The 16,361-nt window shown below is 71.3% G+C and carries 18 protein-coding genes; 9 read left to right on the plus strand and 9 right to left on the minus strand.

The window, feature by feature from the left end; genetic code table 11:
- Positions 1 to 11: 11 nt before the first annotated feature.
- The 3 genes from ACIGXX_RS26040 to ACIGXX_RS26050 all read right to left on the minus strand — a co-directional run bounded on the left by ACIGXX_RS26040 (position 12) and on the right by ACIGXX_RS26050 (position 2,256).
- Positions 12 to 887 (minus strand): ABC transporter permease, encoded by an 876-nt coding sequence (locus ACIGXX_RS26040; protein WP_351163624.1) that lies wholly within the window; start codon positions 885 to 887, stop codon positions 12 to 14.
- Positions 884 to 1,669 (minus strand): ABC transporter ATP-binding protein, encoded by a 786-nt coding sequence (locus tag ACIGXX_RS26045; RefSeq protein WP_399979199.1) that lies wholly within the window; start codon positions 1,667 to 1,669, stop codon positions 884 to 886. The genes ACIGXX_RS26040 and ACIGXX_RS26045 overlap by 4 nt, the downstream gene beginning before the upstream one ends.
- Positions 1,670 to 1,839: 170 nt before the next feature.
- Positions 1,840 to 2,256 carry a Fur family transcriptional regulator gene (locus ACIGXX_RS26050; protein ID WP_351163629.1) on the minus strand — a complete coding sequence of 139 codons (417 nt, stop codon included), beginning with the start codon at positions 2,254 to 2,256 and terminating at the stop codon, positions 1,840 to 1,842.
- A gap of 151 nt (positions 2,257 to 2,407) precedes the next feature.
- Between ACIGXX_RS26050 and ACIGXX_RS26055 the strand changes: the two genes are divergently transcribed.
- Positions 2,408 to 3,877 carry a catalase gene (locus ACIGXX_RS26055; protein ID WP_351163631.1) on the plus strand — a complete coding sequence of 490 codons (1,470 nt, stop codon included), beginning with the start codon at positions 2,408 to 2,410 and terminating at the stop codon, positions 3,875 to 3,877.
- A gap of 84 nt (positions 3,878 to 3,961) precedes the next feature.
- Here ACIGXX_RS26055 and ACIGXX_RS26060 read toward each other — a convergent pair whose 3' ends face one another.
- A complete protein-coding gene (locus ACIGXX_RS26060; protein WP_351163633.1) occupies positions 3,962 to 4,363 on the minus strand; it encodes a CBS domain-containing protein in 402 nt (133 codons plus the stop codon).
- A 146-nt stretch (positions 4,364 to 4,509) separates the two neighbouring features.
- Positions 4,510 to 5,310: a histidinol-phosphatase gene (gene hisN, locus ACIGXX_RS26065; RefSeq protein ID WP_351163635.1), complete on the minus strand. Its 801-nt coding sequence runs from the start codon at positions 5,308 to 5,310 to the stop codon at positions 4,510 to 4,512.
- 162 nt (positions 5,311 to 5,472) lie between these two features.
- Between hisN and ACIGXX_RS26070 the strand changes: the two genes are divergently transcribed.
- Positions 5,473 to 6,078, plus strand: coding sequence for a TetR/AcrR family transcriptional regulator (locus ACIGXX_RS26070; RefSeq protein ID WP_351163637.1), 606 nt, complete (start codon positions 5,473 to 5,475; stop codon positions 6,076 to 6,078).
- Between the two features lie 18 nt (positions 6,079 to 6,096).
- Here ACIGXX_RS26070 and ACIGXX_RS26075 read toward each other — a convergent pair whose 3' ends face one another.
- From ACIGXX_RS26075 to ACIGXX_RS26090, 4 genes are all read right to left on the minus strand, one after another.
- Positions 6,097 to 6,420: a multidrug efflux SMR transporter gene (locus ACIGXX_RS26075; RefSeq protein ID WP_160507132.1), complete on the minus strand. Its 324-nt coding sequence runs from the start codon at positions 6,418 to 6,420 to the stop codon at positions 6,097 to 6,099.
- Positions 6,421 to 6,531: 111 nt separating this feature from the next.
- A complete protein-coding gene (gene rsgA / locus ACIGXX_RS26080; RefSeq protein ID WP_361464356.1) occupies positions 6,532 to 7,539 on the minus strand; it encodes a ribosome small subunit-dependent GTPase A in 1,008 nt (335 codons plus the stop codon).
- 17 nt (positions 7,540 to 7,556) lie between these two features.
- Positions 7,557 to 8,873 carry a 3-phosphoshikimate 1-carboxyvinyltransferase gene (gene aroA / locus ACIGXX_RS26085; protein ID WP_366461243.1) on the minus strand — a complete coding sequence of 439 codons (1,317 nt, stop codon included), beginning with the start codon at positions 8,871 to 8,873 and terminating at the stop codon, positions 7,557 to 7,559.
- Positions 8,874 to 8,916: 43 nt separating this feature from the next.
- Entirely contained in the window at positions 8,917 to 9,639 is a 723-nt protein-coding gene (locus ACIGXX_RS26090) for a M50 family metallopeptidase (RefSeq protein ID WP_361464353.1), read from the minus strand.
- 61 nt (positions 9,640 to 9,700) lie between these two features.
- Between ACIGXX_RS26090 and ACIGXX_RS26095 the strand changes: the two genes are divergently transcribed.
- The 7 genes from ACIGXX_RS26095 to ACIGXX_RS26125 all read left to right on the plus strand — a co-directional run bounded on the left by ACIGXX_RS26095 (position 9,701) and on the right by ACIGXX_RS26125 (position 16,313).
- Entirely contained in the window at positions 9,701 to 10,516 is an 816-nt protein-coding gene (locus tag ACIGXX_RS26095) for an SOS response-associated peptidase (protein ID WP_351163646.1), read from the plus strand.
- A gap of 1 nt (position 10,517) precedes the next feature.
- On the plus strand, positions 10,518 to 11,183 hold the full coding sequence (locus ACIGXX_RS26100) for an alpha/beta family hydrolase (RefSeq protein WP_351163648.1): 666 nt from the start codon (positions 10,518 to 10,520) through the stop codon (positions 11,181 to 11,183).
- 221 nt (positions 11,184 to 11,404) lie between these two features.
- Positions 11,405 to 12,085, plus strand: a complete 681-nt coding sequence (locus ACIGXX_RS26105) for a sigma-70 family RNA polymerase sigma factor (RefSeq protein ID WP_351163651.1) — start codon at positions 11,405 to 11,407, stop codon at positions 12,083 to 12,085.
- On the plus strand, positions 12,082 to 12,426 hold the full coding sequence (rsrA, locus tag ACIGXX_RS26110; protein WP_351163653.1) for a mycothiol system anti-sigma-R factor: 345 nt from the start codon (positions 12,082 to 12,084) through the stop codon (positions 12,424 to 12,426). The genes ACIGXX_RS26105 and rsrA overlap by 4 nt, the downstream gene beginning before the upstream one ends.
- A gap of 198 nt (positions 12,427 to 12,624) precedes the next feature.
- The gene (locus tag ACIGXX_RS26115) at positions 12,625 to 13,974 is read left to right on the plus strand and encodes an HD-GYP domain-containing protein (protein ID WP_399979210.1); all 1,350 of its coding nucleotides are present in this window, start codon (positions 12,625 to 12,627) and stop codon (positions 13,972 to 13,974) included.
- Entirely contained in the window at positions 13,971 to 15,230 is a 1,260-nt protein-coding gene (locus tag ACIGXX_RS26120) for an HD-GYP domain-containing protein (RefSeq protein WP_383820787.1), read from the plus strand. Before ACIGXX_RS26115 ends, ACIGXX_RS26120 begins: the two co-directional genes overlap by 4 nt.
- A 102-nt stretch (positions 15,231 to 15,332) precedes the next feature.
- The gene (locus ACIGXX_RS26125) at positions 15,333 to 16,313 is read left to right on the plus strand and encodes a hypothetical protein (RefSeq protein ID WP_351163657.1); all 981 of its coding nucleotides are present in this window, start codon (positions 15,333 to 15,335) and stop codon (positions 16,311 to 16,313) included.
- The last annotated feature ends 48 nt before the right edge of the window (positions 16,314 to 16,361 follow it).

Raw genomic sequence — 16,361 nt, forward strand, 5'->3', positions numbered from 1 at the left:
GGACGAATGGTTCATGACTGGCTTCTGCCGCGGTCGCGCGGGGCCCACGGGGTGAGCAACCGGCCCGCGATCCGCACCAGTTCGGAGAAGACGACTCCGAGCACGGCGACGCAGACGATGCCGACGAACATCACGTCGTTCTGGAACAGCGCACGGGAGTCGAAGATCAGATGCCCCAGGCCGTTCGACGCCGCGATCTGCTCCGAGGCGACGATCACCAGGACCGCGACGCCCGCGGCGATCCGCGCGCCCACCAGTACGGCGGGCAGCGACGCGGGCAGCAGGACGTGGCGGAACATCTGCCAGGGCGACGCGCCGAAGACCTGGCCCGCGTCGCGGTGGCCGGACGGCACGGCGAGCACCGCCGCCATCGTCGAGATCCACACGAAGAAGAAGACGGTGGCCGCCACGAGCGCGATCTGCGGGCCCTCCCCGAGGCCGAACATGTTCAGGAAGACGGGCAGCAGGGCCAGCTTCGGTACGACGTACAGCGCGTCCAGGAGCGGTTCGAGCGCGGCGCGCACGAGGGAGAGCGAGCCCATGAGGAGGCCCAGCGCGTAGCCGGTGACCGTGCCGATCGCGTAGCCCGCGAGCACGCGCTTGAGCGTGGCCCACACGTCGGGCCACAGGTCGCCGTCCGCCGCGCGCTCCCAGCCGTCCTCCAGGATGGTCTGGGGAGCGGGGTAGACGCGGTCGTCGATCCAGGCCTGGGTGGCGGCCAGTTGCCACAGGAGGACCAGGGCGAGGGGGACGGCGACGGCGAGGCCGATCTCCAGGGTGCGGCGCCTGCGGTGGGTGCGGGCGGGGTGGAGCTCCTGGGGGCCGGGTCTGCGGACGAGCACGCCGTCCTCGGGGTCCGCCGCCTTGTGCGGGCTGGTCGTCGTCATGCCACGGCCGCCTCGTCCTCGCGGACCACCTCGCCGCGCAGCAGGTCCCACAACTCGCCCTTGAGGGCGGTGAACTCGGGGGTCGCGCGTACGTCGCCGGTGCGGGGCCTGGGGAACGGCGGGCGGTGTTCGGCGATGATGCGGCCCGGTCGTGCGGACATGACCAGGACGCGGTCGCCGAGCACGATCGCCTCTTCGAGGCTGTGGGTGATGAAGAGGGTGGTGGTGCGGGTGGTCTGGGTGAGGTCGAGGAGCTCGTCCTGGAGGATCGTGCGGAGCTGGGCGTCCAGGGCCGCGAACGGCTCGTCCATGAGGAGGATCTCGGGCTCCACGGCCAGGGCGCGGGCGATGGCCACGCGCTGGCGCATGCCGCCGGAGAGGGTGGCGGGGTAGGCGTCGGCGAAGTCCGCCAGGCCGAGGCGGGTGAGCCAGTCGGTGGCGCGGGCGTCCGCCTCGCGGCGGGGGACCTTCTGGATGTCCAGGCCGAAGCGGACGTTGGCCTGGACGGTCTTCCAGTCGTAGATGCCGTAGTCCTGGAAGATCATCGCGGCGGGTCGCTGCGCGGCCGTGCGGATGGTGAGCTCGCCCCTGCTGGGGCGCAGGAGGCCTGCGGCTATGCGGAGCAGGGTCGATTTTCCGCAGCCTGAGGGGCCGACTATGCAGGTGAATTCGCCTGGGGCCATCTTCAGGTCCACGGGGCCCAGGGCGTGCACGGCCCTGGGTCCGCGGCCGAAGGTTCTTGTCACTGCGTGGGCTTCTAGTTTGGGGTGCGGGTCTCCCACGGGGGTCTCCTTGCGGAGGGCAGGCGGATAGGGGCCCGCCGACGATATGACGCACCGTCAGATTCCGGAAGAGGTCTGCTGTGGCTGGGATTCGTCGCCGACCACAAACCGCACGAAGCCCCCGGCGCCATCAGGTGCCGGGGGCTTCGTGAACGTACGAAGAAGAAGTGCTACGCCGTTGCGCAGCTCGGGCAGGTGCCTCTGTATGTGACGTCCGCGCCCTCGATCGTGAAGCCGAAGCGCTCCGAGTCGGGGAGGCTGGCCAGCGGGTTGCCCGTGGGGTGGACGTCGCGGATCGTGCCGCACTGCGCGCACACCAGGTGCTGGTGGGGGCGGTGGGCGTTCGGGTCGTACCGCTTGGCCCTGCGGTCCGTCGAGACCTCGAGGACCTCGCCGAGGGTCACCAGCTCGCCCAGGGTGTTGTAGACGGTCGCCCGGGAGATCTCCGGCAGCTTGTCCACGGCGCGGGAGTGCACCTCGTCCGCGGTCAGGTGCACGTGGTCTCCGTCGAGGACCTCGGCCACGACGCGCCGCTGTGCGGTCATGCGCCAACCGCGTCCGCGCAGTCGTTCCAACAGGTCGCTCATGAGAACCAGCCTAACAGGTGAGGGGCCTAAGTCCCGACGAGGTGTGACTTTGGATGTTTACTTGACTTAGACAAAGTCCATCGTAGGATCGAGATCGGCAGAAGCCAAGGGCAAGGCCAAGGGCGACGCCGTAGGACAGGACTTGCAGGAAATGACGCAGGAGGCGCACGTGACGCAGGGACCGCTCACCACGGAGGCCGGAGCGCCGGTCGCCGACAACCAGAACAGTGAGACCGCTGGTGTCGGCGGTCCGGTTCTGGTCCAGGACCAGGCACTCCTGGAGAAGCTCGCGCACTTCAACCGCGAGCGCATCCCGGAGCGCATCGTCCACGCACGTGGCGCCGGTGCGTACGGCACCTTCACGCTGACCCGCGACGTCTCGCAGTGGACGCGGGCGAAGTTCCTCTCCGAGGTCGGCAAGCAGACGGAGACCTTCCTCCGGTTCTCCACGGTCGCCGGCAACCTCGGCTCCGCCGACGCCGTGCGCGACCCCCGTGGCTTCGCGCTGAAGTTCTACACGGAGGAGGGGAACTACGACCTGGTCGGGAACAACACCCCCGTCTTCTTCATCAAGGACGCCATCAAGTTCCCCGACTTCATCCACACGCAGAAGCGCGACCCGTACACGGGCTCGCAGGAGGCCGACAACGTGTGGGACTTCTGGGGCCTTAGCCCCGAGTCGACCCACCAGGTCACCTGGCTCTTCGGTGACCGCGGCATCCCGGCGACGCTGCGCCACATGAACGGGTACGGCTCGCACACGTACCAGTGGAACAACGAGGCCGGCGAGGTCTTCTGGGTCAAGTACCACTTCAAGACCGACCAGGGCATCAAGAACCTCACGACGGACGAGGCCAACCAGCTCTCCGGCATGGACCCCGACAGCCACCAGCGCGACCTGCGCGAGGCCATCGAGCGCGGCGAGTTCCCGTCCTGGACCGTGCAGGTGCAGATCATGCCGGCGGCCGAAGCGGCGGACTACCGCTTCAACCCGTTCGACCTCACCAAGGTGTGGCCGCACGAGGACTACCCGCCGATCGAGATCGGCAAGCTGGAGCTCAACCGCAACCCGGAGAACATCTTCGCCGAGGTCGAGCAGAGCATCTTCTCGCCCGCGCACTTCGTTCCCGGCATCGGCCCGTCCCCGGACAAGATGCTCCAGGGCCGCCTCTTCGCGTACGGCGACGCCCACCGCTACCGCGTCGGCATCAACGCCGACCACCTGCCGGTGAACCGTCCGCACGCCACCGAGGCGCGCACCAACTCCCGTGACGGCTTCCTGTACGACGGCCGCCACAAGGGCGCGAAGAACTACGAGCCGAACTCCTTCGGCGGCCCCTTCCAGACGGACAGGCCGCTGTGGGTGACCACCCCCGTCTCCGGCGGCACGGGCAACCACGAGGCCCCCTCGCACGCCGAGGACAACGACTTCGTGCAGGCGGGGAACCTCTACCGCAAGATGTCCGAGGACGAGAAGGGCCGTCTGATCGAGAACCTCGCGGGCAACATCGCGGGCGTCTCGCGCGACGACATCGCCGAGCGCGCGATCAACAACTTCCGCCAGGCGGACGGTGACTTCGGCAAGCGCCTCGAAGCCGCGGTCCAGGCCCTTCGCGGCTGAGATCGTTTGTCGTGGCTCCCTTCGGGGAGGAGAGGCGGGCCGGTTCCCTTCGGGGGCCGGCCCGCTTCCGTTTCCGGGGTGTGCTCAGACCGTCAGTGACGCCGCGCGGCGCCTGCTCGGGGCCCAGCAGCGGATGATGTCGCGGACGGAGACGATGCCGATCGGTTCGTTCCCGTCCATCACGATCAGGTGCCGGAAGCCGCCGTGGGACATCGCGTCGGCCGCCTCCTCCAGGGTCCAGGACGGTGCCGCGAAGACGACGTCGGTCGTGGTGTGCGTGCCGGCGGTCTCGGTGTCGGGGTTCTGGCCGAGTCCCAGTGAGATGAGAACGTCGCGCTCGGTCAGGATTCCCAGACCGGAGTTGTCGGCGTCGAGGACGACGGCCGCGCCGACGCGGCGCGTCGACATCAGCCGGGCCGCCTGGCGCAGCGTGTGGGCGGGGCCGATGGTGAGGACCACCGTGCTCATGGCGTCGCGGACGAGCATGGGCTTGAGCCACCTCCTGAGTGGACCGCAAGAGAAGCGATTCACAAGTTCACAAGTGGGGGGACTCTCAGAGTCGCAGCCATGCGGGTCGTCAACAAGGGGGCGCGTGCTGCCAGTTCAGGGCGTGCACCCAAGGGACGTGCGCCTCAGTAGCGCTGGTTGAGGTAGCCGAGCAGCTCGTCGTGGAGCAGGCCGTTCGACGCCGCCGCGTTGCCGCTGTGCGGGCCCGGAGCGCCGTCGAGGCCGGTGAAGGTGCCACCCGCCTCGGTCACGATGATCGCGGGCGCCGCCATGTCCCAGAGCGAGAGCTCGGGCTCGGCGCAGATGTCGACGGAGCCCTCGGCGACCATCATGTACGGCCAGAAGTCGCCGTACCCGCGCGTGCGCCAGACCGCGCGCGTGAGGTCCATGAACCCGTCGAGGCGGCCCTGCTCCTCCCAGCCCGTGAGCGAGGCGTACGCGAAGGACGCGTCCTGGAGCCGCGAGACGTTGGAGGTCGTGAGCCGGGTCGCGGAGGTCAGGCTGCGCCCGGTGTAGGCGCCGCCGCCCTTCGCCGCCCACCAGCGCCGGCCGAGCGCGGGCGCCGACACGACACCCACCACCGGCTGGAAGCCGCCCTCGCCCGCCTCCATCAGGGAGATCAGCGTGGCCCAGACCGGCACTCCGCGTACGTAGTTCTTGGTGCCGTCGATCGGGTCGATCACCCAGCGGCGCGGTCCCGTGCCCTCGACGCCGAACTCCTCGCCGAGGATCGCGTCGCGCGGCCGGCCCCGCTTCAGGTTCGACCGGATCAGCTCCTCGGCCGTTTTGTCCGCCTCGCTCACCGGGGTCATGTCCGGCTTGGTCTCGACCTTGAGGTCGAGGGCCTTGAACCGGTCCATCGTCGCGGCGTCGGCGGTGTCCGCGAGGACATGGGCAAGACGCAGATCATCGTGGTAGTCGGGCATGAGTGAACAGTATCGATCTCGTTCTGCCTGAGCCACAGCGCCGTATGTCTGGGCCATTCCGGGACATGACGTATACCGCGTGAGGTCGCGCCGGGGCTATTGACACCGCTTCCGAGCACGTCAACTCTGACCGCAGAGCCGCTGCGGCCCCGGGAGGCGACGATGCCTGCAGCACGGGAATCCCTATTGGACGCGGCCGGCACGGCGCTCGCCCGCCGACCGTGGCCAGGTGTCCGCATGGTCGATGTCGCGGCCACCGCCGGAGTTTCCCGGCAGACCCTCTACAACGAGTTCGGCAGCAAGGACGGCCTCGCGCGCGCCCTGCTCCGGCGCGAGACCGACGCGTACCTGCACGGCGTGGAGCGCGCGCTGGCCGTGGAGGGCGGCCCGGTGGACCGGCTTGCCGCCGTGAGCGCGTGGACGATCGCCGCCGCGCGCGGCAACGAACTGACCCGGGCCATGCTCACCGGCTGCTGGAGCGAACGCCTGCCCGCGCCGAGCAGGCCCGGGGTCTCCGCCTCGCCCGTGCCCGCCCAGCGGCGCGCGGACGCGGGCGTCCCCTCGCCCGCCGAACTGCTCGCCCTGGTCCGGGACAAGGCGGTGAACGCGCTGGACGGCAGGGCCCGGCCGAAGGACATGGAGGAGCTGGCCATGGCCTGCGAGAGCGCCGTGCGGATGGCGCTCTCGTACGTCGTCGCGCCCTCGCCCGCGGGGGAGGACCCCGCGGAGCTGGTGCGCGGGGTGCTCGGGCGCTGGATCAGCGTCTGAGGAGCCGTGCCCGGTGGCTCAGTGGGCGGAGCCCGAGAGCTGCAGGCCGATGACGCCGACGATGACCAGCGAGATCGACACGAGCTTGAGCGTGGAGACCACGTCGCCGAGGAAGATCATTCCGTAGATCGCGGTGCCCGCGGCGCCGATGCCCGTCCAGACCGCGTACGCGGGACCGACGTCGAGCTTGCGCAGCGCGAGCGTGAGCAGACCGAAGCTGCCCAGGGCGAAGGCGGCGAAGGTGATCGTGGGCCAGAGCCGGGTGAAGCCGTGCGAGAGCTTGAGGCAGACCGCGAAACCGGTCTCCAGGAACCCCGCGACGATGACCAGCAGCCACGCCATGTATCTGCCTCCCCGCAACTTCACGTTCGGTGACCGCTTCGCCCTGGCTTGGACCAGGCTTGGTGCGATTATGCACTTGCCGCTGGGCCCCTGGCGCAAACAACGGCGAGGTCAGTCGTCCTCGCGTCGCTCACGGGTCGCGAGCAGCCTGCGCAGCGAGTAGAGGCGCGCCGGGTCCGCGTGCCCCTCCTCCACCCACGCGTCGAGCGCGCAGTCCGCCTCGTCGTGGCTGCACGCGCGCGGACAGCCCTCCGTCCCGGGCACCAGGTCGGGGAAGGCGAGGATGACGCGGGACGGGTCGACGTGATGCAGGCCGAAGGACCGCACGCCGGGCGTGTCGATCACCCAACCGGAGCCCGCCAGGGGGAGCGCGAGCGCCGACGTGGTCGTGTGGCGGCCGCGGCCCGTGACGGCGTTGACGTGCCCGGTGCTGCGCCGGCGGTCCTCCGGGACCAGGGCGTTGACCAGCGTCGTCTTGCCCACCCCGGAGTGGCCGACGAACGCGGTGACCTTGCCGTCGAGCACCTCGTGCACCCGGGCGAGCTCCGCGCCGTCGGTGAACTCCTCGCGGCTGGTGACGACATAGGGCATGTCGAGCGTGGAGTACGTCTCCAGGATCTTGTCGGCGGACGCCAGGTCGGACTTGGTCAGGACGAGCAGCGGCGTGAGACCGCCGTCGTACGCCGCCACGATGCAACGGTCGATCAGGCGCGTGCGCGGCTCCGGATCGGCGAGGGCGGTGACGATGGCCAGCTGGTCGGCGTTGGCGACGACCACGCGCTCGTACGGGTCGTCGTCGTCGGCCGTGCGCCGCAGGACCGACGTGCGCGGCGAGATCCGCACGATGCGCGCGAGGGTGTCCTTCTTGCCGGAGAGATCACCGACGAGCGAGACCCGGTCGCCCACCACGGCGGCCTTGCGGCCCAGTTCGCGGGCCTTCATGGCCATCACGACCCGGTCGTCGACCAGGACGGTGAGGCGGCCCCGGTCGACGGTGAGGACCATGCCGTCGGACGCGTCCTCGTGCTTGGGCCTGATGTGCGTGCGCGGGCGGTTGCCCTTGCGGTTGGGGCGGACGCGGATGTCGTCCTCGTCGGGGTTCTTTCCGTAGCGGCGCATGTTCCTGGATCCGCCCGTCAGTTCCCGAGCATTCCGGTCCAGAGGTCGGGGAAGTCGGGCAGCGTCTTCGCCGTCGTCGCGACATTCTCGATCTGCACGCCCTCCACCGCCAGGCCGATGATGGCGCCCGCGGTGGCCATGCGGTGGTCGTCGTACGTGTGGAAGATCCCGCCGTGCAGGCGGCGCGGGCGGATGTGCAGTCCGTCGGCGGTCTCGGTGACGTCGCCGCCGAGTTCGTTGATCTCCTTGGTGAGGGCCGCCAGGCGGTCCGTCTCGTGCAGCCGCAGGTGGGCGACGCCCCGCAGGGTCGAGGGGGAGTCGGCGAGGGCCGCGACGGCCGCGATGCCGGGGGTGAGCTCGCCGACCTCGCTCAGGTCCACGTCGATGCCGTGGACCGAGCCGGAGCCGGTGAACACGAGGCCCTGCTCGGTCAGTTCGCAGGAACCGCCCATCGCGGTGAAGATCTCCCGCAGCCTGTCGCCGGGCTGCGTGGTGTGCGCGGGCCAGTCCGGGACGGTCACCTGACCGCCGGTGACCAGCGCGGCGGCCAGGAACGGCTGGGCGTTGGAGAGGTCGGGCTCGACGGTCAGGTCGCGGCCGAGCAGCGCGCCGGGGGCGACCCGCCACACGTTCGGCTCGCCGCCCGACTCCGGGGTGTCCACCTGGGCGCCGACCGCGCGGAGCATGTCGACGGTCATCCGGATGTGCGGCATGGAGGGCAGCGCGGAGCCGGTGTGGCGCACCTCGACACCCTGGTTGAAGCGCGGGGCCGACAGCAGCAGGGCGCTGACGAACTGGGAGGACGAGGAGGCGTCGATCTCGACGGGGCCGCCGTCCAGGGCGCCGCTGCCGTGCACGGTCAGCGGCAGCGCGCCGCGGCTGTCGTCGTCGATGCGGGCGCCCAGCGCGCGCAGGGCGTCGATCACGCCGTCCAGCGGACGTTCGTACGAACGGGGGTCGCCGTCGAAGCGGATCGAGCCGTCGGCCAGGGCGGCGACCGGGGGCAGGAAGCGCATGACCGTGCCCGCGTTGCCGACGTCGACCGTGGCGGGGCCCTGCAGACCGGAGGGGATGATCCGCCAGGCCTCACCGGAGCCGTCCGGGCCCACGCCTTCCTCGATGCCGACGCCGAGGGCGCGCAGGGCGCCCGCCATCAGCAAGGTGTCGCGCGAGCGCAGCGGCCGGCGCAGCCAGCCGGGCTCGGCGGCGAGGGCGGCGAGGACGAGGCCGCGGTTGGTGACCGATTTGGAACCGGGCACATGGACCGTCGCGGCGACGGCTCCGCTCGCGTGCGGGGCTGGCCAGAGGGTGCTGTGCGCTGGGTTAACGGTCATGCCCCCACTTTAGTGGCAGCGGGCTGGGGGCAGTCGTCGCTGCTCAGAGGCCGAGCAGCCAGCGTCCCCCGCCTATCAGTGAGCACAGTGAGACGGCGTGGAAGAGGAAGAGCCACAGGCCCGCGGGGACGTGCGTGAGCCGGGAGAGCTGGTCCGCGTCCGAGTCGCCCGCGCCGCCGCGCCTGCGCTTGGACTGGAGCTCGAAGGCGGGACGTACGCCTCCCAGGAGCAGGAACCACACCACCGCGTACGCGAACGCCGCCTGCACCTGCGAGCTGGTCAGCCAGGAGACGAGCAGGAAGGTGCCGCCGGTGATGATCACGGTGAGGGCGCCGTACGCGTTCCTGATCATGACGAGCATCACGATGAGCAGCGCCGTCGCGATCCACAGGAACGCGGTGATGCGGTCGGCGGCGAGCAGCGCGGCGCCGCCGAGGCCGAGCAGCGGCGGCGCGGTGTAGCCGGAGGCCGCGGTGAGGATCATGCCGATGCCGGTGGGCTTGCCGCGCGAGACGGTCAGGCCGCTGGTGTCGGAGTGCAGCCGGATGCCGTCGAGGCGGCGCCCGGTCAGCAGGGCCACCAGGCCGTGGCCGCCCTCGTGCGCGATGGTGATGGCGTTGCGGGCGAGGCGCCAGACGCCGTGCGGGACGACGACGGCGAGCGCGAGAACGCCGGTGGCGATGACGAGCCACTCGTCGGGGGCGGCCTGCGTGCCGAAGACCCGGTCCCAGAGGTCGGTCAGGCTGGCGTTCGCGGTGCTTTCCATTGCTTGGGCCATTGTCGGGACCGGCTCCTCTGGGTGTACGGGGTCTGGCAGTCTGGCACGTATGTGCGGACGGTATGCATCGAGTCGTAGGCCCGAGGATCTCGCAGGAATCTTTGAGATCGAGAAGTGGGAGCCGGAGGAGGCGCTCGCCCCCGACTTCAACGTGGCTCCCACGAAGGAGGTCTACGCGGTCCTGGACCGTCCGGTGAAAGACGCCGAGGACCCGCGTCCGGTTCGCCAGCTGCGCACGCTCAAGTGGGGCCTGGTCCCGTCCTGGTCCAAGACGCCCGAGGGCGGCGCCCGGATGATCAACGCCCGCGCGGAGACCGTGCACGAGAAGCCCTCGTACCGCCGCGCCTTCACCTCCCGCCGCTGCGTCATCCCCGCCGACGGCTACTACGAGTGGGTCACCGGCACCGGCGAGCGGGATCTTGAGGTCGAGGGCAAGAAGAAGCGCCCCCGCAAGCAGCCGTACTTCGTGACGCCCGCCGACGGCTCCGTCTTCGCGATGGCGGGGCTCTACGAGTTCTGGCGCGACAAGACGCTCCCCGACGAGCACCCCCTCGCCTGGTGGGTGACGTGCACGGTGATCACCACCGAGGCGGAGAGCTCGCCGCTGGCGGTCGGTCCGCAGGAAGGCCCGCGCTCGCTGGCCGACATCCACCCCCGGATGCCCCTGATGCTGACGCCGGACCGCTGGGACGCCTGGCTCGACCCCTCGCGCACGGACGTCGAGGACCTGCGGCCGCTCCTGGAGCCGCCGCCGCACGGCCTGATGCGGGCCTACCCGGTGTCGACGGCGGTCAGCAACGTACGCAACAACGGCCCGGAGCTGCTGAAGGAGCTGGAGGGCCCCGAAGAAGGCACACTCTTCTGATGTGACCGACGACGTGACCGACGACGTGACCAAGAGCGAGATCGTTTCGACCGACGCGGGTGACGCGCGCATCACCTGGCATCCCGCGCCGAAGGCCGAGGCCCGCCTGATCCTGGCCCTCAGCCACGGAGCCGGCGGCGGCATCGAGGCGCGCGACCTGCGGGCCGTCGCCGCCGCCCTGCCCGCGCACGGCGTCACCGTCGCCCTGGTGGAGCAGCCCTGGCGGGTGGCGGGCAAGAAGCTGGCGCCCGCGCCCAAGACCCTGGACGTGGGATGGCGCGGCCTGTGGCCCGCGCTCGCCGAACCCGGCCTGCCGGTGATCGCGGGCGGCCGCAGCGCCGGGGCCCGCGTCGCGTGCCGCACGGCCGCCGAGCTCGGCGCGGCCGGTGTGCTCGCCCTGAGCTTCCCGCTGCACCCGCCGGGCAAGCCGGAGAAGTCCCGGGCGCGGGAACTGCTCGGCGCCGGGGTGCCCACGCTGGTCGTGCAGGGCGGGAACGACCCCTTCGGGAAGCCCGCCGAGTTCCCCGAGGGGGCGTACGAACTCGTGGAGGTGCCCCACGGCGATCACGGCTTCGCCGTCCCGAAACGCGCGGACATCGGCGAGGCCGAGGCCATGACGCTCATCACGGATGGAGTCATCCGATGGACGGGAATGTTGGGTGCATGACCTCTGTTGTGCGGAACAGACGTTAAACGCTGTTAGTACGAGAGGAAGTCCGCCGCATGGGTTCGACCATCTGCCCGGCCCGCTCCAGCGCCTCTGACCTGGAATGGACGGTGCTGAGCGCGCCCAAGACCGCTCCTATTCGGGCGGCGGCGGGACCGGATCGTCGTCTATCCTCCGATTCGAGTGGGACTGCTTTTGGTCTCGCCACGTCTTTGGAGGAGGTGGGTCCGGTCACTGGGACCGACGCAGGGGCCGAGAACGGCCAGGCGGAGCGACCCGACGGAAGTGCTGAGACGTCGGCGGAGCGCACGGCCCGCTTCGAGCGGGACGCTCTGGGCTTCCTCGACCAGATGTACTCGGCGGCGCTGCGCATGACGCGCAACCCGGCGGACGCGGAGGACCTGGTGCAGGAGACCTACGCCAAGGCGTACGCGTCGTTCCACCAGTTCCGTGAGGGCACCAACCTCAAGGCGTGGCTGTACCGCATCCTCACCAACACGTTCATCAACTCGTACCGCAAGAAGCAGCGCGAGCCCCAGCGCAGCGCCGCCGAGGAGATCGAGGACTGGCAGCTCGCGCGTGCCGAGTCGCACATGTCCACCGGTCTGCGCTCCGCCGAGTCGCAGGCGCTCGACCACCTGCCGGATTCGGACGTGAAGTCCGCACTTCAGGCGATCCCCGAGGAATTCCGCATCGCCGTCTATCTGGCCGACGTAGAGGGCTTTGCGTACAAGGAGATCGCGGACATTATGGGGACACCCATCGGTACGGTGATGTCCCGGTTGCACCGCGGCCGTCGCCAACTGCGCGGCATGCTCGAGGACTACGCCCGTGACCGCGGCCTCGTCCCCGCCGGCGTCGCGTCAGAGTCGTCGAACGAAGCGAAAGGCTCAGGCTCATGAGCTGCGGAGAGCCGCACGAGACGGATTGCAGTGAAGTCCTGGACCATCTGTATGAGTTCCTGGACCACGAAATGCCGGACAGCGACTGCACCAAGTTCGAGACGCACTTCGAGGAGTGCTCTCCCTGCCTGGAGAAGTACGGCCTCGAGCAGGCGGTCAAGAAGCTGGTGAAGCGCTGCTGCGGCCAGGACGACGTGCCCACCGACCTGCGCGCCAAGGTCATGGGACGCATCGATCTGATCCGCTCCGGCGAGGCCGTGCCCGAGCACGACGTGACGGTGGAGACGGTGACCGCCGAGGGCGGTGTGCCGGCCAAGGGCCTGCGGGCCAAGGAAGCCTGAGCCTTCGGGCAGTTGACTGAGAGCAGGCCGTGACGGACTCCGTCACGGCCTGCTTTTTTCGCTGTTCTCCATCATGTTCTCCATCACTCGTACGTGCCAATTTCCGCGCGAGGGGCTCGGACCGAGGGGTAGCCGTTCTACTCTCCGGACCTTGGAACGTGGTCCCTGGGGACGGTCACGGGGGAGGAGACAGTTGCCATGCGGTCCATCGCTCCGTGGGCGCGCGCCTACATCCTGTGCGTCGCCCTGGCGGGCGCCGCCTGCGCCGCGCCCGCGCTGACCTCACGCACGCCGTGGGGCGCCGTCGCACTGCTCGCCGCGCTCTACGCCGGGTGCGAACAGGCCACGCGGTGCCGGGTCGTCGGCCGCCGCGCCGGGGGGCCTCTCAGCGGCCTCGGCACCTTCTTCCCCGTGCTGCTCGCCGCCGTCTTCCTGCTGCCGCCCGCCGCCGCCGCGCTCGTCGCGGTGCCGGGGGCGCTGCTCGCCCGCGTCGAGCGACGGCCCCGGTGGGTGCGCAGGCTCTGGCGCGCGGCCCAACTGGCCATCGCCGCCTGGGCGTCGGCGTGGGTGCACGGGGCGCTCGGCGGGCGCGACGCGGTGGCCGCGCCCGATTTTCCCTACGCGCTGGCGCCCGCCGGAGCCGCCGTCCTCGCCTTCGCCCTCGTGCTGACCGTCCTGGACGGCGGCATCCTGGCCACCGCGGAGCGGGTGCCGGTGCGGACGGCGTGGCGCGGGCTCTTCCTGCGGTCGTTCGCGCCGGTCGTGGTGCACGGCCTCGCCGGCCTGATGATGGCGGTGCTGTGGCGCAGTCCCTACGGGCCGCTCGCCGCGCTCCTCGTGCTGCTGCCGATGGGGGTCTCCTGCTGGGTCTTCGCGCAGTACCACCGCGAGCGCGCCGCCCACCAGGCCACCATCCGCGCGCTCGTGCAGGCCGTCGACATCAAGGACCGCTACACCCGCGGGCACAGCGAGCGCGTCGGACGGGCCTCCGTGATGATCGCGCGGGAGCTGGGAATGGCGGACGAGCGGGTGGAGAGCCTGCGGTTCGCGGGAATCCTGCACGACGTCGGCAAGCTGGGCGTACCGACCAGGCTGCTGCGCAAGGACGGGCCGCTGACCCCCGAGGAGCGGCGGGTCATCGAGCTGCACCCCGAGTACGGGCACGAGATGGTGCGGGGGATCGGCTTCCTCGGGGAGGCGCGGGCGGCGATCCTGCACCACCACGAGCGGATCGACGGCAGCGGGTATCCCTACGGCCTTGTGGGGCGGCAGATTCCGGAGTTCGCGCGGGTGGTGGCGGTCGCGGACGCCTTCGACGCCATGACGTCCACGAGGTCCTACCGGAGGGGCAGACCGGTGGCCGCCGCGGTCGCCGAGCTGTCCCGGTGCGCGGGGGCGCAGTTCGACCCCGACATGGTGGCCGCGCTGCGGCGGGCGCTGGAGCGGCACGGGTGGCATCCCGCGGTGACCTCGGACACCGCCGCGGTGCCGTCGCCCCGGCAGGAAACCTCCGGTGTTCCCGCGGCCCCCCAGGCGGGAGCGCGGTGAGCGCCCCCCGCCTGCCCACGACGGTGTCCGTGCTGATCTACGGCTCCGCGGGCATCCTCACCCTCCTCGGGCTCGGCTGGACCCTCTGGCACGGCGTCGCCGAAGGGGGGATCGCGCTGGCCTTCGGGGGGCTCGTGGCGGTGGGGGAGCTGGCTCGGTGGGGCGCCGGTGGGAGCGACCGGGAGCCCGCGCCGCTGGGGGCGGCGGGCGCGCTCGCGTACGCCCTGCTCGGGGAGGTCGGGGGGCGGGCCACGCACCACGGCGTATTCCAGGTGATCGCCGTCGTCGTCGCGGCCGCGCTCGTCGGGGCCGTGCCGCATGTGGCGCTCGGCAAGGGGCCCGCCCTGGACCACGTGGCGCGGCGCGTGCTGACCGTGGGATTCGCCGCCGCGTGCTTCCAACCGCTCTACAACGCGGGGAAGTTGGCGGAGTGGGTGGGGCAGGGTCCCGCCTTCGCCGCCGTCATCGTCGCGCTGCTCGTCCTGACCGCCCTGTGCGACGCCGTGCTCGCCGCGGCCATGGCGCACGCCCGTACCCGCTGGCCCTTCGGACCGCTCCTGCGCGACGAGCTGCGGGCCATGCTCGGCATCGGGTCCGCCGTGTGCGCCACGGGGGCCGTCATGGCGCTCGCGGTGGCCGTGGCGGGCCTCTGGGCGCTGCCGGTGTTCAGCCTGCCGCTGCTCCTGACCCAGCTGTCCTTCGGGCGGTACGCGGCGGTGCGGACCACCTACCGGCAGACCATCACCTCGCTGGCCCGGTCCACCGAGATCGCCGGGTACACCCCGCAGGGCCACGCCCGCCGCGTGGCCGTGCTCAGCAGGGCCGTGGGGCGTGAGCTGGGGCTCTCCGAGCCCGACCTCGCCGTCCTGGAGTACGCGGCGCTGATGCACGACATCGGGCAGCTCTCCCTCCTCGACCCGGTGCCCGCGGGCGCCACCGCCGCCCTGCCGGACGCGGAACAGCGCCGGATCGCCCTGCTCGGCGGCGCCGTCGTGCGGCAGACGGGGGTGAACGGCGACGTCGCCGTGGTCGTGGAGCGGCAGGCGGACCCGTACCGCGATCAGCCGCTCACCGCCCGTATTGTGCGGGCCGCCAACGCGTACGACGAGATGGCGCGGGGAGAAGGCCCCGGAGGCCCTCTCAACGCCCTGGAGCGGCTGCGCCTGGGCACCGGCCGCGACTACCAGCCCGAAGTCGTGGAAGCCCTGGCCCGCGTGCTCGCACGGGGCGGTCATAGCTTGCCGTCGGTTGGGTAACCCATGGGTAATGAGCGGCCGTCCGACCGTACGTGGTTGGATGCCAAGAGGGCCCTCAGGGCACATCGGAACGCAGGACTCAAGGACCGGCAGGCGGGAATCGTGAGGATCTTCGGCAAGGGACGGCACCGGCCCTCCGCCTCATGGCGGCAGGCCACCGACCGCGCCTTCACGCTGATCGGCGACGGGCGGTACGAGGACGCGGGCGCGCTCCTTACCCGCGCGGCGGATCTGGAGCCGTGGCTCTCGGAGTCCTGGTTCAATCTCGCGCTGCTCCACAAGTTCCGGCACGACTGGGAGCAGGCGCGGGCCGCGGGCCTGCGGGCCGTCGCGCTGCTCGACCGGTCGGCGGGCGCCCCCGACTGGTGGAACGTGGGGATCGCCGCCACCGCCCTCCAGGACTGGCCGCTGGCCCGGCGCGCCTGGCAGGCGTACGGCCTGAAGGTGCCCGGTGGTGTGGCCGCCTCCGGCGAGCCCACCGGCATGGACCTGGGCAGCGCCGCCGTGCGGCTCTCGCCCGAGGGCGAGGCCGAGGTCGTGTGGGGGCGCAGGCTCGACCCCGCCCGCATCGAGGTGCTCTCCATCCCGCTGCCCTCCTCCGGGCGCCGCTGGGGCGAGGTCGTGCTGCACGACGGCGTCCCGCACGGCGAGCGGACGACGGGGGCCGGGGACTCGTACCCCGTCTTCGACGAGATCGAGCTGTGGGCGCCCTCACCCGTCCCCACCTGGGTGGTCCTCCTGGAGGCCGCCACCGAGGACGACAGGGACGCCCTGGAGAAGCTCGCCGCGGACGCGGGCTTCGCCGCCGAGGACTGGTCCTCGTCCGTTCGGCTGCTCTGTCGCATGTGCTCCGAGAGCCGGATGCCGAGCGACGAGGGCGACGGCGAGCACCTGGACCCGCACGACCACAGCGAACCGGGCCACCCCGGGCCGCTCGGTCACCGCAGCCCCGGCGCCCTGTGGGTGCCCGAGCGCGAGTGCGGCATCGCGGCGCCCGCCGCCCTGGTGCGCGGGCTGCTCGACGGCTGGGTCGCGGACAGCCCGGACTCCCGTGACTGGCGGGATCTGGAAGAGGTCTGCTGACTCCTGGCCGTAGGCTGTACCGGCACTATCTCTTGTGGGTTCCCAGGA

The sequence above is a fragment of the Streptomyces sp. NPDC055243 genome, assembly GCF_044544025.1.
Lineage (GTDB): Bacteria > Actinomycetota > Actinomycetes > Streptomycetales > Streptomycetaceae > Streptomyces.

Coding starts and splice junctions, on each gene's coding strand:
- aroA (WP_366461243.1), bottom strand. CDS start 8,873: ATGACCGTTAACCCAGCGCACAGCACCCTCTGGCCAGCCCCGCACGCG.
- ACIGXX_RS26095 (WP_351163646.1), top strand. CDS start 9,701: ATGTGCGGACGGTATGCATCGAGTCGTAGGCCCGAGGATCTCGCAGGA.
- ACIGXX_RS26040 (WP_351163624.1), bottom strand. CDS start 887: ATGACGACGACCAGCCCGCACAAGGCGGCGGACCCCGAGGACGGCGTG.
- ACIGXX_RS26060 (WP_351163633.1), bottom strand. CDS start 4,363: ATGCTCGTCCGCGACGCCATGAGCACGGTGGTCCTCACCATCGGCCCC.
- ACIGXX_RS26075 (WP_160507132.1), bottom strand. CDS start 6,420: ATGGCGTGGCTGCTGGTCATCGTCGCGGGGTTCCTGGAGACCGGTTTC.
- ACIGXX_RS26070 (WP_351163637.1), top strand. CDS start 5,473: ATGCCTGCAGCACGGGAATCCCTATTGGACGCGGCCGGCACGGCGCTC.
- rsrA (WP_351163653.1), top strand. CDS start 12,082: ATGAGCTGCGGAGAGCCGCACGAGACGGATTGCAGTGAAGTCCTGGAC.
- ACIGXX_RS26115 (WP_399979210.1), top strand. CDS start 12,625: ATGCGGTCCATCGCTCCGTGGGCGCGCGCCTACATCCTGTGCGTCGCC.
- ACIGXX_RS26090 (WP_361464353.1), bottom strand. CDS start 9,639: ATGGAAAGCACCGCGAACGCCAGCCTGACCGACCTCTGGGACCGGGTC.
- ACIGXX_RS26050 (WP_351163629.1), bottom strand. CDS start 2,256: ATGAGCGACCTGTTGGAACGACTGCGCGGACGCGGTTGGCGCATGACC.
- rsgA (WP_361464356.1), bottom strand. CDS start 7,539: ATGCGCCGCTACGGAAAGAACCCCGACGAGGACGACATCCGCGTCCGC.
- ACIGXX_RS26055 (WP_351163631.1), top strand. CDS start 2,408: ATGACGCAGGAGGCGCACGTGACGCAGGGACCGCTCACCACGGAGGCC.
- hisN (WP_351163635.1), bottom strand. CDS start 5,310: ATGCCCGACTACCACGATGATCTGCGTCTTGCCCATGTCCTCGCGGAC.